Raw genomic sequence first — 15,339 nt, forward strand, 5'->3', positions numbered from 1 at the left:
GCTTATCTCAATGGATTTTTTCCATGGTGCATTTAAGGGGATACCCTGCCGCCCGCGCCGTGTTGTGCACACGCCGAACCTTGGCCTCGGCTACTTCAAGGGTGTATATGCCGCATTGGCCTACCCCGCGCTGGTGTACCGCCAGCATGATGGCCGTGGCTTCTTCGGCGGTTTTGTGGAAAATACCGCACAGCACCGACACCACAAACTCCATGCTTGTATAGTCGTCATTGTGCAGGAGTACCCGGTAGCGATCCGGTTCCTTGAGTTTTTTTTCCACGATTACGCGGCTGTCGCCGCTGGTTTGATTGTCGGGGATAAAAGACATGCATGGCTCCCAAGACGTTTCAGCTCTGCCGCGATGAATCCGCGCCGACATCGGCCTTTTCGGTCAGGCCCAGCACTGTGCGCCAGTGCGCCCTCTGCGCTTCGTCAAACACAAAGGAAAGCTGTTTCGGCTTGTTGTTTTGCCGCAACCATTCCTGATGCAGCTCATGATAACTTTTGATGCTTATTTCGGCATTGTCAAGGTTCAGACGCTTCTCGACCATGGCAATATCCTGCGCCCGGCCTTCCAGCTCAACCACCTGGGCAAAGGGCAGCGCGTCCAGCTCCACTTCCACGGTGTCCATGCGCCAGGGCTCGCGAACTTTTTCGTACCGGGCCGCCACCGTATAGCCCAGACCTTCCAGAATACCCCGCAAGGCCGCGCCATCGGCAATTTCCGTTTCGCGCTCCTCCCGCACCTTAAAGCCGCCGTCTTCCGTGGCGGGCAGCTTGAGCGTGATCAGGTGGCGCGTTTTGTCCTGCCATTCCTGACTGCGCAAACGCAGCAGTTTGCCGCCTGTGACCAGCGCTCCATGGGCAGTGTCAAACACCCAGTTACATTCAAAATGCGCGCCAAGACAGTGCGCCCCGTTGTCCACCAGCGCCTGACGCAGGGTTTGCAGATTCACATGCAGATATTTGCGTTCAATCTCAAGGCCCATGACTGCCGCCTTTACTTGCGATGAAACAGTTTTTGCTGCAAGGCTGCTATGGTGCTGATGCCGCCCTGCTCCGCAGCCGGGTGCACAATGGGGTCAAAGCCCAGCCGCCGCGCCTGCGTGAGGCGCAAATTCTGCGCGGATACGGGCCGCACCTGCCCGTTGAGATCCACCTCGCCCCACAGTACGCTCTTTTCCGGCAGCGGAACATCATAATACGACGAAAGCACCGCAGCCACCAGCGCCAGATCAAGCCCCGGCTCGCTCAGCTTCATGCCGCCGCCCACCTTGGCGTAAATATCCACCTGAGCAAAATTGAGCTTGAGCCTTTTTTCCAGCACGGCCAGCAGCAAATGCAGGCGGGCCACGTCAAAGCCAAGGGCCGCCCGGCGCGGGATGCTCAAAAATGTGCGGGAAACAAGGGCCTGCACCTCCACTGCCAGCGGGCGCTGCCCGTCCACGGCCATGACCACGGCAGTGCCGGATAGCGAAGGATCGCGCTGGCCCAGAAAAAACGTGGAGGGATCGTCCACGATCTGCATGCCCGTGGCCTCCATACGGAAGACCAGCAGTTCCTCATTGGGGCCAAAGCGGTTTTTGAACACGCGCAACAGGCGAAACATCTGGCGGCGGTCGCCCTCGAGCGAAATAACGGTGTCCACCATGTGTTCCAGCAGACGGGGGCCAGCCAGCACGCCATCCTTGGTCACATGTCCCACCAGAATCAGGGTGCAGGACAGACGGCGGCAGGCTTCGAGCAAGGTTGTTGCCACGGCCCGCACCTGACTGACATTGCCCGGCAGGCCATCGGCCTCAAGGCTTGTGAGGGTCTGCACTGAATCCACCACCAACAGGGCTGGTGGCGCGGCATTGGCCGCCCCAAGCACATCCTCCACACTGGAGGTGGCAATGGCCATCAGGTTATGATCCAGCATGCCGAGGCGCTCGGCCCGCCCCTTGATCTGCGGCAGGGATTCCTCACCGCTGGCGTAGAGCACGCGCCTGCCCTGCGCTGCCACAAGCCCCGCCACCTGAAGCAGCAGGGTTGATTTGCCGATGCCCGGCTCGCCGCCCACCAGAATGGCCGCACCGGGCACAAGGCCCTTTCCCAGCACACGGTCAAGGGCTTTCAGGCCGCTGCCGTAGGGCGCATGCCCGGCATCTTCCACATCCCGCAAAGCAATGGGGCGGCTGGAAGAATTCGTGGCAGCGCGGGGCCTGTTGCCGCCTGGAGCGGATTTGGACTGCACAGCCGCCTGAAGCGTATTCCACTCATGACAGTTGGGGCATTGCCCACGCCACTGCATGGTTTGTGACCCACAAGAAGAGCATATATAAATTTCACGTGTTTTCGACATGAATAAAGCCTACGGAAAAAGTACACAGGGCGCAAGGCGTGGGCGCTCGGGCAATGCCGCATATCCCCTCTGCCACTGCCCTGCAAGGCTGGCGCAATAAAAAAATTCCGGCGAGATTGAAGCAGCAGCGCCCGCTGTTGAACGGAGCCTTGTGCGGGCAACCGTGTCAACAACGGGCGATGGTATACAGCCGTAAAATTGCGGCCTGTGGCGTCAACCGGAGCAGGTGGGCATTTTCAGCCACATCTTGCTCTGGAGTATGGATAGTTGCAAACTTGGCAGTTGCCCCAGCCTAGCCCTTGGAACCACGCTTGGAGGCCTTGAGGGGGTTGACCTTCTTGGTGGAAGCGGTCTCCACCTGAATGCGGTGCTGGTTTGCGGCCACCAGGGCATCCACATCCAGCCCGAGGGCGGCAAGCCTTTGAGGCATTTCCTTGCGCACACCGCTATAGCGGTTGCGGTCGGCAATGGGGCGTCCCACAAATTGGGCGGTGGTCAGATACAGGCCCCTGCTGTCGATGGCCAGTACAGCCTCCGTTCCATTTTCCTGAACGGTCTGGATCATCATTTCCGGCGTTGTTCCAAAACGGTTATACATGTTACCTGTTCTCCTGTATGCCTTTGCGGCGGTAAACAGTGCGGCCCGGTTGAGGGCAACAGGTTCCATTATACGAAAAAGAAATTCAAAGTCAACACAAAAAAGAAAAATATTATGACGTTGCGTCTCGTATGGTTGCAACTGCATGGATTATCAGCGCAAAACTGAAACTATGAGCACGAAAAAATGCGTAATGGAGAGCGCATAAACGCGTGATGTCAGGAGTGAGGACGTACCAAACAGTCAGCAGCACCATCAGCGCCGCAACTGCCTGCCAATACGCTGCGGTTGCGCCCCTGAGCCTTGGCGCTGTACAACGCTTCGTCCGCTCTTTTGAACGCTTCATCAAACGACATATCGCAGCAATCACGCACCAGTAAGCCGCCCAAAGAGATGGTTACAACCTTGTCTGCCCCATCGGGATGCTGGAGGCGCATATCCTCCACAGTCTTTCGGATCTTTTCCATGAGGCAAACAATCTGCCGCTCCTCTGACGCGCTGGCCAGCACGGCAAATTCCTCCCCACCGATGCGAAAAACCCTGTCGCCCCGGCGGGACAGACGGATGCTCACACATCTGGCGATTTCGCGCAGAACATGGTCGCCGGCCTGATGCCCAAAGGCATCATTCAGCCGCTTGAAATGGTCGATGTCAAACAGCACCAGCGAAAAGGGCACGCCAAGCCGTAATGTCTGGGCAAACCAGGCTTCGGCCATTTCATCAAACATCCTGCGGTTGAGCAGCCCGGTCAGGGAATCGTGCTGCGCCTGAACCCGCAAGGTATCATTAAGCTTTTGTAATGTTTTGCGCAAATATCTGTCGCGCAGCAGATTCACTGTGGTACCGATTATGACCGCAAAACCAAGCACAAAAAAAATAAACGTGGTGGCAAGATGCATGCGGAAGCTTTCCGCAAGGTCGGCCAGCAGAGGGCCAAGGCCCTCAAAGCCGTAAATGCTCAGCCCCTCCTTGCTTATGCGGACAGTCTTGCACAGGTAGGGCGGGCCACCGGGGCTAAGCTCCCAGGCATCGTAGCCGTCCACATCCACTTTGCGCAGATACACGGGTTCAAGACTTTCGCGCTGATAGCGGAGCAGGCTCTTGGCCGGGGCAAGCAAGGCGGCACTCTCGCCAGGCACTGCGCGCAGCATGTTCCCCGGTGAATCGGAGAGCACCACCACGCCCGCCTTGTCCGTAACAAAACCCGTGGGCAGGTAAAGCTGCTGCGCAAGTGTCTCCGTATCAACCTTGAGCACGGCCACGCCAAGATAGCCGTCAGGCCCGCTGACAGGTGCAGCAAAGTGGAAACCGGGAATGGTCGAAACCCGCCCTACAACAAACTGCACCGTGCTTTCCCCGGCCATGGCGCGGATAAAATAATCACGGTCGGCAAGGTTAACGCCAAGGAGATTTTTGGGCATTCCGGCATCGTTGGAGGCAACGCATACGCCGTTTTTATCAAGCAGGAACGCACGGTGCAGCCGGAGCGTGTCCCCCACACTCTGAAGGTAGCGGGTGCATTCCGCAAAATCCCCGTCTCCCTTCAGAGCGGCAATAATGCGCGAGTCTGTAGCCAGAAGTACGGTAAGTTTTTTTATCGTATCAAATTTAAGGTCAGCCATTTCAGCAACACGCTGAACACGCTGCGACAGAGAATATTCTGCTTCATCAATTGCAACTGTCAAACTTTCTGAACGCCAGTGCAACGCTACAAGCAGTGAAAACAATGCAGCAACAGGAAGTGATAAAGACCAAAGCAAAAATATTGCTCGAGTTGGACGTTCTTCAATTTGCGTTCTAAGCAGTCCGAACAGTGACTTCATATACAAAAAACCATATTCACAAGCCATATTCCCTTGCGTTTGTCGTAAAGAAAATTACCCCCAGCACCTTCATCAATTTATGCGCTCTTGGCAACTAAAAAATGCAACAATTGTACATAAAAATTTTCATGACCACAATAAAACAATTACATTTACTATGTACGGTTTTACGTAACATTCTGAAATACTGAAATCTGCCATATCGATACAGCCTGCACCATCAGTTTTCAGTAACGTCTTGCAATATGTAATCAACAAAACATTGCTGACTGCTGTCAGCAACTATCAGTGCAAAGCACGTGAAATTTTTTGTCATTCCCCACGCTCTGCATTATAATTACCGCAGCAGCCAGCAGTAAAAGAAAAGAGAGCTATTCTTCCGTCATATTCTCGGCAAAGTGCTGCTCTGCCCACTGCGCCACACGCCGCTGCATGTCGCCCAGTTGCGCATCGTCAAGTTCAAGCCCGGCGGCAGCGGCATAGTTGACCACATAGGCGTAGGGATCAGCCTCAAACCGGTATTGATCCTTGTTATTCCGAATATTGTCAGTCATGGCCTTTTCAAGCCAGTCCATCATTTCCTGGGCTGTAGCGAACACATGCCCTCCGGCCAGATCATTGGCTTGCTGATACATACATCCTCCGGGGTAACTGGTTAGAGCGGCCATCCGTGCAGAAGACTGCTTTTTGCCATTTAACGGCAGTATGGCTTTTTTATCAATGCGCCTAAGCGCATGCCCGACGGCAGAAACATGCCGCTGGACTTTCGCGCACTTGCACTGCATCATAAGCATATATGGTCAGCTTGCAGGGCATGCAGCCGCTGCAAATATCTTTAAGCACTTTTTCCCGACATTATTCATGCTCAGTTCTAAAAGTACCACTACCAACGGTTCCTCAACCGATGGCCGCGCCCACGCGCACCGGAAGTTTTCTTCATTGCTGTTCGACAGGCAGGACCACAAGCTCATCCAGATGGTGAACGCCTTTGTGGACGCCCGCGCACAGGATCACGCCCTGCGCCAGCCAGAACCGGGCCTGCACCCCCACGGCATCATTGAAATGACCTCTTCGCACGGCCTGCGCCTTGCCAGCGCCGTCATCGTGCTGCTGGAAAGCCTGGAGGCTGGCGGCCCCAGCGAGAGATTGCAGGCTCTGCGCCGCTTGCACGACGAGGTCCTGTACTCCACGCACTCTTCGCTGCAAAACAATACAGCGCGCGTGCTGGTGCAGATCATGAAAGACCTCGTGCGCTCGCACAACGATGCCAGCCACCAATTACCCCTCGCGCACGAATTTCATCAGGCCGTGCGCGGTACGCCGCGCATTGTGCGGGCATTGCTGCGTAAATACCACCTGCTTGAAATGCCGGAGGAATGGAACCAGCACGCCTTTGACCACCACGTGCACGACGCCAACACCAAGGGGCGCAAAAATCCAACCCATTTGGTCATGGATGCGTGGATCAAGGGCATCCGCTTTTTGACGGTAATCTACTATAATACCGTTGACCCCGAAGCTGCTCAGGAACTGCTGCGCGCCGCGCGCATCATGGACATTACGGTGCGCATCGGCATTGAGTTCAAGGCCACGTTCCGCGACAAACTGGTGGAATTTACATGGTCGCCGCTCAATACCGAAACATCGAGGGCTTTTGACAACCTGCTGCACCGCAAGGACATCACAGACGCGCTGCGCAAGTACGCGCCCGTCAACGACTGGATGCGCGCCTACGTGCTCAAGCTCTTGCGGGCCTGGAACGAGAGGCACGCCGCCTCGCTGGCTGCTCGATGGGATATGCCCGCACCGGAACCCATCAAGGAGGAGGCTTTTCTTGCCTATGTGGGGCAAAAGCAGCCGTCCTCGCTACATCTTGCCGAATTTATTTATCATCAGCTTGAGCCCATGCGACAGTTGCGCGGCGAACGCCTGCGCGAGGCCCTAACTGCGGAAACAAACCCCGCACGGGCGGCCAAACTGCGCGAAAGCCTGACGGAACTGACCGACATGGTGCCCGACATGCTGCGCGATGACTGGCTCGGCCCGGAGGCCAACCCGGAGATCGTGTTCCCTTACAAGCCGCACAAGGATTTGCCCGCTATTTTGCAGCAGTCGCCGGAATTCCTGCTGGAAAACATCTACCCCCTGCACCCCTGCCAGATCGTGCTCAATCTGGCAGGCCTGACGGAACAGGACGTGCTGGAGTTGCTGTGGCTGGGCCGTGGGCGCATTACCCACCTCGAGCTTTTTAACCTGCGCGAATGGACAGCCGGTCAGCTTGCTCATGTGGAAGAAATCAACACCCTGCAAAGGGCCGTCAACGAGGGCAGCACCCCGAGGCTCAAGCAGGTCATCCGCAGCATTATCAGCAAGGAACCCAAGGATTCTCCGCGCATGCCCCTGTTTCAGGAGATTCTGGGTCATATTCCGCAGTTGCAGGAGTTTTATGCGCTTTCGCCGCTGGGTTCGCGCATCGGCACGGATTCCACCAGCCGCTCGCACCACACCCACGGCATGGGGCTTGTGTTTGTGGAAACGCTGCCCCCCAAGGCTCGTGCAGCCCTGCGCAATGAAGATAACGCCCTGCGGCTCACCCTGCCCGTGCATACGGATATTTACCGCTTCACGCACTACCATGAGCCAGCACAGCCGCAACCATGGTGGCAGCGCCTGCTCAGGCGCATTCCCGGCCTTGGCAATCTGGGCTGCCACAGGATACGGGGCTGGGGCCTTGAAAAAAACACCACCAGTGTGGGCCATGACGGCAACCTTGTGACCCTGGGCGGTGTTGACGCCAAAGGCGTGAACCGCGAAATGCAGCAGACGCCCGGCCCGGAAAAAGGGGAAATCCCCTTCTGGTCGCCCGAATACATGAACAGCGACATTGTCAATGTTCTCAAAATCCTGGCGGGTTTTTTGCCCGCGCAGTGGGCCTTCAGCTATGTGGACGGCTGGTGGGTGCTCACATGGTTTGGCGCGCTCATATGGTTTGCCATTACTGCGGTGCGCAACGTGGGGCAGGCTGTTGTGGGTGGCGGGGCCTTTACCCGCTCTGTGCTTGTGCCGTGGAAACGCTATGTGAGCTGGAGCCGCATGGCCGACTCGCTGTTTTACACGGGCATATCCGTTCCGCTGCTTGAGGTTGTGGTGCGCCTGTGGCTCTTGCAGGACTTCATGGGTCTGACGGTGCAGGACAACGCGCTTGCGGTCTATACGGTCATAGCCATGATCAACAGCGCCTATATTTCAGGGCACAACATTTACCGTGGCCTGCCCAAGGAAGCCATAGTCGGCAACCTCTTTCGTAGCGCGCTTTCCATTCCGCTGTCCATGCTCATGGGCCAGGGCTTGCTGCTCTGCTTTACCGCAATGCACTTGCCTGACCCCATAAGCCTTATGCAGAACTGCGCGGCCATTGTTTCCAAGTGTTCGTCCGACATGGTGGCATCCATCATCGAAGGTTTTGCCGACCGCAACATGTATCTGCGCATGCGACAATGTGATTACGACAGCAAATTTACGCAGATATACAAAAGCCTGGCCCGGCAGGAACTGCTGTTCCCCAGCAAAGACCTTGAAACAATGCTGCAAGATCCTGCGGAATACTGGCGCATGCTGTACGGCAAAGACCGCGCAGCAGCACGGCAAATAGTAACGCACCTTCTGGACATGATGTACATGTGGTATTATCAGCCCCGCGCCCGGGAGGTATTCTGGCCCAAGCTGTGCGCTCTGCCGCAGGAGGAACGGCGCATTGTCATTGGCATGCACGCCCTGCTCTCGCTTGAACGGGAAATCAGCACCCTCATTCTTGAGGGCCTGCTGAAAAAAGATTTTGCCCGCGCGCTGGCCTTTTATCTGCAAAACAACAGGACGTATGTGAAGGAACTTCGCCGCGAGGCGCAGTCAAAACTGGGCACATGCCCCTGCTTGTGCTGACCCTGCATGGGCCATGGCAAGAATAAGGAACCGGCATCCGGACAAGTCGAGCTTGACTGCGCGCCCTGCCTCCGGTAGTGCTCCTTGCCCAAAGTATTGAGCGCGGTTACACCGCAGAGAAAAAAGCATTCGGAGCGGGGTCAAACTCAACATGCTTGATTTGTTTGATTTTTTATTTTTTTGCAAAAAAAAGTAAAAAAATCAGTCCAAACCCCTTTTCAAGCTCCGAGCGCGTCTTATTTCTATGCAGGTGCGGAACTGAAGCGAAGTGGAACTGGCTTCGGTTCATAACGCGCAATATTTCCAGCGCGGCCACAGCGATGCGGCCGCTGCTGCGTCCTAAATGGACAATAATAATATCATTTCCGGGAGGATTTGACGTCATGAAGCTGAAGCCCCTTAACGACCGTGTGCTGGTCAAACGCCTTGAATCCGAAGAAAAGACCGCCGGTGGCCTGTTTATCCCTGATACGGCCAAAGAAAAGCCTTCCAAGGGTCAGGTTGTTGCTGCCGGTCCTGGCAAAGCTGGGGAAAATGGCGAACGCGTCGCTCTGGCTGTGAAAGCGGGCGACATGGTGCTGTTCAACAAGTATGCCGGCACCGAAGTCAAGCTGGACGGCGTTGATCACCTTGTGATGCGCGAAGAAGACATTCTCGCCATTATTGACTAACTCCCACTGCTGCCGAATTATATTTCAGGAGGAAAATTTCCAATGTCCGCTAAAGAAATTCTTTTTGACGTTAAAGCCCGTGAAAAACTTGCCCGTGGCGTCGACAAGCTCGCCAATGCCGTTAAAGTGACCCTTGGCCCCAAGGGCCGCAATGTTGCCATTGAAAAGTCCTTCGGCGCTCCCGTCATCACCAAGGACGGCGTGACCGTGGCCAAGGAAATCGAACTGACCGACAAGTTCGAAAACATGGGCGCCCAGCTCGTCAAGGAAGTGGCCTCCAAGACCTCTGACGCCGCTGGCGACGGTACCACCACCGCCACCATTCTGGCCCAGGCCATCTACCGCGAAGGCACCAAGCTTGTGGCCGCTGGCCGCAACCCCATGGCCATCAAGCGCGGCGTGGACAAAGCTGTTGAAGCCCTGATCGCCGAACTTGCCAACCTGGCCAAGCCCACCCGCGACCAGAAGGAAATTGCCCAGATCGGCACCATTTCCGCCAACTCTGATGCCACCATCGGCAACATCATCGCCGAAGCCATGTCCAAAGTGGGCAAGGAAGGCGTGATCACCGTTGAGGAAGCCAAGGGTCTGGAAACCACCATGGACGTGGTGGAAGGCATGCGCTTTGACCGCGGCTACCTCTCCCCCTATTTCGTGACCAACACCGAAAAGATGGTCTGCGAAATGGACAATCCTTACATCCTCTACACCGAGAAAAAAATCTCCAGCATGAAAGACATGCTGCCCGTGCTCGAGCAGGTTGCCAAGGTGAACCGTCCGCTCATGATCATCGCTGAAGACGTGGAAGGCGAAGCCCTTGCCACCCTGGTGGTCAACAAGCTGCGCGGCGCCCTGCAGGTTGTGGCCGTGAAGGCCCCCGGCTTCGGCGACCGCCGCAAGGCCATGCTTCAGGACATCGCCGTGCTGACCGGCGGCCAGGTGGCTTCTGACGACACCGGCTCCAAGCTTGAAAGCATGACCCTTGCCGAACTTGGCACCGCCAAGCGCATTGTCATCGACAAGGAAAACACCACCATCGTTGACGGCGCTGGCAAGGGCGACGACATCAAAGCCCGCGTGAAGCAGATTCGCGCCCAGATCGAAGACAGCACCTCTGACTACGACCGCGAAAAGCTCCAGGAACGCCTGGCCAAGCTCGTGGGCGGCGTGGCCGTTGTGCATGTGGGCGCTGCCACCGAAGTGGAAATGAAAGAAAAGAAAGACCGCGTTGAAGACGCTCTGAACGCCACCCGCGCTGCCGTTGAAGAAGGCATCGTGCCTGGCGGCGGCACTGCGCTGATCCGCGTTTCCAAGGTGCTGAACGACATCAAGCCCGCCGATGACGACGAACTTGCTGGCGTAAACATCATTCGCCGCTCCATTGAAGAACCCCTGCGCCAGATCGCCCACAATGCCGGCTTTGAAGGCTCCATCGTGGTCGAAAAGGTTCGCCTGGGCAAGGACGGCTTCGGCTTCAACGCCGCCACCGGCGAATACGAAGACCTCATCAAGGCTGGCGTTATCGACCCCAAAAAGGTTACCCGTACAGCCCTGCAGAACGCCGCTTCCGTGGCCGCCCTGCTGCTGACCACCGAATGCGCCATTGCTGAAAAGCCCGAACCCAAGGGTGCGGCGCCTGCCATGCCCGACATGGGTGGCATGGGCGGCATGGGTGGCATGGGCGGCATGTACTAAGCCAGCCCAACAGCTCATACGTTTGAAGAATGAAAAAGGCTCCTGCGAAAGCGGGAGCCTTTTTGTTGCGCTGACGAGGTCGGCGCAACCAGAAAGCAGGAGCAGGCTGCGGCTTGACCGCGCCGGTAAGCGACTGGTTTCTGTGCTTACAAAGTCCGCAAACGCGGCTTTGCTCTGAGTAAGGCCTCCCGCGAAAGCGGGAGCCTTTTTGTTGCGCTGACGAAGTCGGCGCAACCAGAAAGCAGGAGCAGGCTGCGGCTTGACCGCGCCGATAAGCGACTGGTTTCTGTGCTTACAAAGTCCGCAAACGCGGCTTTGCTCTGAGTAAGGCCTCCCGCGAAAGCGGGAGCCTTTTTGTTGCGCTGACGAGGTCGGCGCAACCAGAAAACAGGAGCAGGCTGCGGCTTGACCGCGCCGGTAAGCGACTGGTTTCAGCCGCTCCCCCCGCAAAAAAACTCAAAACAAATCTGTTCTATACCTGCCGTGCTTCGGGGTTGAGGCAGTTGGCTGGCAGCTTGCCGTCCAGGGCTGCAAAAATCTTTTCTGCGCTGCTGCGTCCCATATTTCTGAATCCGTCCATAGTCGCCGCACCCTTGTGCGGCGTCATCAGCACGTTGGGCAGCTCACAGAGAGCAGGAAGCACCAGCGGTTCGTTTTCAAACACGTCCAGCCCTGCCCCGGCTATCACGCCGTTTGTTAGGGCACTGGCAAGCGCGGCCTCGTCGACCACCTTGCCACGTGCGGTATTGATGAGGATGGCATGGGGCTGCATGAGTTCAAGCTCCCTGCTGCCTATATATTTTTCCGTTTCCGGCGTCAGCGGCATGTGCAGGCTGACAAAGTCGGACTTTCGCAGCAGATCATCCTTGCTGACATAGCGTGCGCCCGTACTCGCCTCAAAGTTCTCGTTGCGGTGCCGCGCGGTGTAGAGCAGCGACATGCCAAAGCCTGCAGCCCGTGCGGCCACGGCCTGCGCAATGCGCCCGCTGCCCACGAGGCCCAGCGTTTTGCCCGATACCCGCAAGCCCAGATTGACAGTCATGGGCCATGGCTTTTCCCCGCTGCGCACAAAAGCATCGCAGTCGCGCAATTTGCGCGCCACGCCGAGCATAAGCGCAAAGGCCATATCGGCAGTGTCATCAGTGACAAAGCCGGGATTGTGCGTCACCCATATGCCGTTGCGGGTGGCGGCGGCAATATCCACATGATCAAAGCCGACGCCAAAGCAGGAAATGATCTTGCAGGTCAGGGCCATGGCATCAATAACATCTGCGGGCAAGGCCACCACCGGAGAAAGAACGCCATCGCAGCCGCGCACCGCTTCAACCAGTTTTTCATGCGGCAATCCGCCTCCGGGGCCCATCTCCACATCACAACGGGTTTGCAGCAATTCAAGGGCCTCGGGCACCACCGTGCGCGGAACAAAAATTCTTGGTCTGCTCATGAACTCTACTCCAGAATACAAAAAACTTCAGACAAACAGAGGCGCAACCCGCCGGATAATCCAGCGCAGTCGCCTGTTTTGTAGTAAACAGCTAGGAGTACGTTGGCAAGGAAGATGAAGGGATGCCCACGGCCGCACTCAGTACAAAAACAGAGCCAGCGCAGCAGGACAGCCTGAAGAACAGCACCGTGAACGTGTGCTGAAAAAACCTCTAACAGCCCGGCGGCAAAGGTCTGTCGAGCAACGAGGCCATGTCGCCGCCCAGTTTTTCCCTTAAGGCTGCGGCGCGCTCCTGCTCCAGCATAATCATGTCCACCTGCCTGGTATGGATGAGCAGATAGCCGATCATACGGGTTTTTTGCAGAATATCGGCAGCGGGGAAGTTTTCCGCCACCGCAAAGAGCGAATCATCCTTCACATCAGCGCGGAAGCCGTGCGCCTCCAGCAGGTCGGCCACCATGCGGGCGCGCAGGCGGCGGCGCTGTCGGTCGGCGGCACCTCCCTTGAACTGGAAGCTCACAAAATTTTCATGGTTATTTGCGCCAGCCAGACTTTCCACCGTGCAGAAGTGGTAGCCGTAGCGGGCCTGCAAAATCATGTAATTATCAGAAATGATAAAAAAGTTTTTGTTGGACATGGCATTGGGCGCTGTACTTTCCAGATCCGGATTCATGGTGCTTTCAAGCATCACGGTCATGAAGCCAGAGGCGCTTGCCGCAGGCGGCCCGGCCCATGGCACAGCCACCATGCCGTCCCACAGCGCCAGCATGGGCGTACTGGCGATATCGGCGATATCCACCACCGCGCCGCCCACATACCGCCTGAAACCGTCGCCCATGTCCACAATCCAGTACTGAAGCTTGACCCCGGCCTTGAGCTGCTTGCCCATGCGCTGGTTGACGTCTGAGCCGTCCTCAAACATGAGCTGTACGGATTTTTCGTGGCAAAAGCGGGTGATGTCGTGCAGGGTCTGGCAATGTTCCGGCGCAAACTCCGGTGATTCCGGGTCCAGCAGATGCAGGGGAACCATCAGGGTCGCCAAGGCCTCAAGCCGCTGATGCACCGGGCTGCCTTCCATAAGATTTGGCGGCTCCGACACCTGGGCGGCAAGCTCGGGATTCAGCCCCGCAAACACGGCGCAGCGCACGGCATCCAGGGTGGCGTCCCCGGCATTGTCCAACAGGCTACAGGCATTAGGCAGGCTGAACACGGCTGGCAGGCGGTACTCGCGCGCTACAGAGGCCAGATGCCCCGCCATGCCGCCCGTTTCGCTGACCATGCCAGACGCGCGGGAAAGCAGAGGTGCCCAGCGCGGCAAGGCCCGCTCAACCACCAGAATGCCGCCCTTGGGGAAGGAAAGCATGTCCGCTTCCTTACGGGCCACAAACACAGGCCCCATGCCCACGCCGGGGCTTACGGCAACGCCGCCGCAAGCCAGCATGGAAAGGCCTTCGGGCAGATTTTCCGCCAAAATTTTACATTCGCCCGGTCCGACAGCTGCGCCGTCAGCAACATCGGCGCGGTTTTCCGTGGCGGCATCTGCCGCGTGCAGGGGGCGGCTTTGCAGCACCACAATACGCCCGTTGCGGGAATCAAGCGCCCACTCCACATCCTGCGGCTCGGCGTAGTATTCTTCCAGCGCCAGCGCGACCTGGGCAAGGTCTGCGGCCTTCGCATCGGTGAGGCTGGCTGGCACGCCAGCAAGCCCAGCAAGAGTCTTGCTTATGGGCTGCGGCGGATTGGTGCGGGTAAAAATAAAAACATCAGGTGTAACCGCGCCGTCCACCACGGCCTGGGGCAGGCCCGGCACGGCATTGAGCAGCACCTGCTCCTGCCCGCGCGCGGCAGCAACAGGATCTCGGCTGTAGGCCACGCCGCCAGCGGCAGCTGGCACCATGGCAAGCACACCCACGCACATGGGCGCAGCATCATCAGGGATGCCGTGCTGATACCGATAGCTCATGGCTGTTACGGCATACTTGCTGGCGATAATTTCTTTCCAGACCTCGCAGGCTTCTTCCGGCGGCACGTTAAGTTCGGAGCGGTACTGCCCGGCAAAGGAGACACCAAGCGAATCTTCGCCCACGGCGCTGCTGCGCAGTGCAAGGGCAAGACCCGGCCCAGCCCGGCGCTGCATGGCGGCCACGGCCTCGGTAATTTCCTGCTCCAGCTCCGGCGGCAGCGGCGCGCTGAGTACGGCCTGCTGCAATGCCGCAGAAAGACTGAAAACTTCATCCAGGCTGTGCATATCCGTAGCCTGAATGCGGCGGTTCAGTTCGCTGTGCAGGCCAGTGTATTCCATAAAACGATAGTAGGCGCTGACCGTCACGGCAAAGCCATCAGGCACGTCCAACCCTGCATGGGCCGCCACTTCACCCAGATTGGCCATCTTGCCGCCCACAAGGGTGATGTGGTGCAGGCGGATATCGCCAAGCGGCATGATATTGGGGCCATCCTGATGCGGCTGATCTTCGAGCAGATTCTGCATCTGCCCACGAATGCGGTCAAAGGCCTGCTGCAAAGGCTCGTAGCCTTCATCTGAAAGCGCGTTGAGGTCGCGCACCATCTGAAAAACCGCCGTTACGGCGCGAGTGCTTACGGCATGCACGTAATCCATGCCAAAGGGCCGCGCGCCGGAGAGGTGCTCCTCCACATCACTCATGGCCTCAAGGGCTGTCTTGTTGGACGACAACAAGCGGCGGAAGCGCGCGCAGCGCTCCCTCAGGTGGGCCTTGAAAGCCTCCTCACGCGCAAGCTGTTCCGCGTCCGGCTCATCCGAGCCATCGCGCACCAGCCACTTTCGCAGGCAGTCGAGCAGCGTCATG

12 protein-coding genes are annotated in these 15,339 nt (G+C 57.6%); 3 read left to right on the forward strand and 9 right to left on the reverse strand.

Annotated features, from left to right (window positions below; translation table 11 throughout):
- Positions 1–7 precede the first annotated feature (7 nt).
- The 6 genes from clpS to ACUZ9P_RS13450 all read right to left on the reverse strand — a co-directional run bounded on the left by clpS (position 8) and on the right by ACUZ9P_RS13450 (position 5,400).
- A complete protein-coding gene (gene clpS / locus ACUZ9P_RS13425) occupies positions 8–328 on the reverse strand; it encodes an ATP-dependent Clp protease adapter ClpS (protein ID WP_449250084.1) in 321 nt (106 codons plus the stop codon).
- Between the two features lie 19 nt (positions 329–347).
- The gene (locus ACUZ9P_RS13430; RefSeq protein WP_449250085.1) at positions 348–989 is read right to left on the reverse strand and encodes a class IV adenylate cyclase; all 642 of its coding nucleotides are present in this window, start codon (positions 987–989) and stop codon (positions 348–350) included.
- 11 nt (positions 990–1,000) lie between these two features.
- A complete protein-coding gene (radA, locus tag ACUZ9P_RS13435; protein WP_449250086.1) occupies positions 1,001–2,344 on the reverse strand; it encodes a DNA repair protein RadA in 1,344 nt (447 codons plus the stop codon).
- 292 nt (positions 2,345–2,636) lie between these two features.
- Complete coding sequence (locus tag ACUZ9P_RS13440; RefSeq protein WP_298998598.1) at positions 2,637–2,942, reverse strand: hypothetical protein; 306 nt, start codon at positions 2,940–2,942, stop codon at positions 2,637–2,639.
- 218 nt (positions 2,943–3,160) lie between these two features.
- The gene (locus ACUZ9P_RS13445) at positions 3,161–4,564 is read right to left on the reverse strand and encodes a sensor domain-containing diguanylate cyclase (RefSeq protein WP_449250087.1); all 1,404 of its coding nucleotides are present in this window, start codon (positions 4,562–4,564) and stop codon (positions 3,161–3,163) included.
- 572 nt (positions 4,565–5,136) lie between these two features.
- Positions 5,137–5,400 carry a hypothetical protein gene (locus ACUZ9P_RS13450; protein WP_298998604.1) on the reverse strand — a complete coding sequence of 88 codons (264 nt, stop codon included), beginning with the start codon at positions 5,398–5,400 and terminating at the stop codon, positions 5,137–5,139.
- A gap of 226 nt (positions 5,401–5,626) precedes the next feature.
- Between ACUZ9P_RS13450 and ACUZ9P_RS13455 the strand changes: the two genes are divergently transcribed.
- Positions 5,627–8,704: a hypothetical protein gene (locus ACUZ9P_RS13455; RefSeq protein ID WP_449250088.1), complete on the forward strand. Its 3,078-nt coding sequence runs from the start codon at positions 5,627–5,629 to the stop codon at positions 8,702–8,704.
- 172 nt (positions 8,705–8,876) lie between these two features.
- Here the strand turns inward: ACUZ9P_RS13455 and ACUZ9P_RS13460 are convergent, their stop codons facing one another.
- Positions 8,877–9,089, reverse strand: coding sequence for a hypothetical protein (locus ACUZ9P_RS13460; protein ID WP_449250089.1), 213 nt, complete (start codon positions 9,087–9,089; stop codon positions 8,877–8,879).
- Here ACUZ9P_RS13460 and groES point away from each other — a divergent pair.
- Complete coding sequence (gene groES, locus ACUZ9P_RS13465) at positions 9,088–9,375, forward strand: co-chaperone GroES (protein WP_022659228.1); 288 nt, start codon at positions 9,088–9,090, stop codon at positions 9,373–9,375. The two genes, ACUZ9P_RS13460 and groES, sit on opposite strands and share 2 nt — an antisense overlap.
- 42 nt (positions 9,376–9,417) lie before the next feature.
- Positions 9,418–11,070 (forward strand): chaperonin GroEL, encoded by a 1,653-nt coding sequence (groL, locus tag ACUZ9P_RS13470; protein ID WP_298998610.1) that lies wholly within the window; start codon positions 9,418–9,420, stop codon positions 11,068–11,070.
- Positions 11,071–11,542: 472 nt separating this feature from the next.
- Here the strand turns inward: groL and ACUZ9P_RS13475 are convergent, their stop codons facing one another.
- Together ACUZ9P_RS13475 and ACUZ9P_RS13480 are read right to left on the reverse strand one after the other, a co-directional pair.
- On the reverse strand, positions 11,543–12,514 hold the full coding sequence (locus ACUZ9P_RS13475) for a 2-hydroxyacid dehydrogenase (protein WP_449250090.1): 972 nt from the start codon (positions 12,512–12,514) through the stop codon (positions 11,543–11,545).
- Positions 12,515–12,725: 211 nt separating this feature from the next.
- Positions 12,726–15,338, reverse strand: a complete 2,613-nt coding sequence (locus tag ACUZ9P_RS13480) for a PEP/pyruvate-binding domain-containing protein (protein ID WP_449250091.1) — start codon at positions 15,336–15,338, stop codon at positions 12,726–12,728.
- Between the last annotated feature and the right edge of the window lies 1 nt (position 15,339).

This window comes from Desulfovibrio intestinivivus (assembly GCF_053570665.1).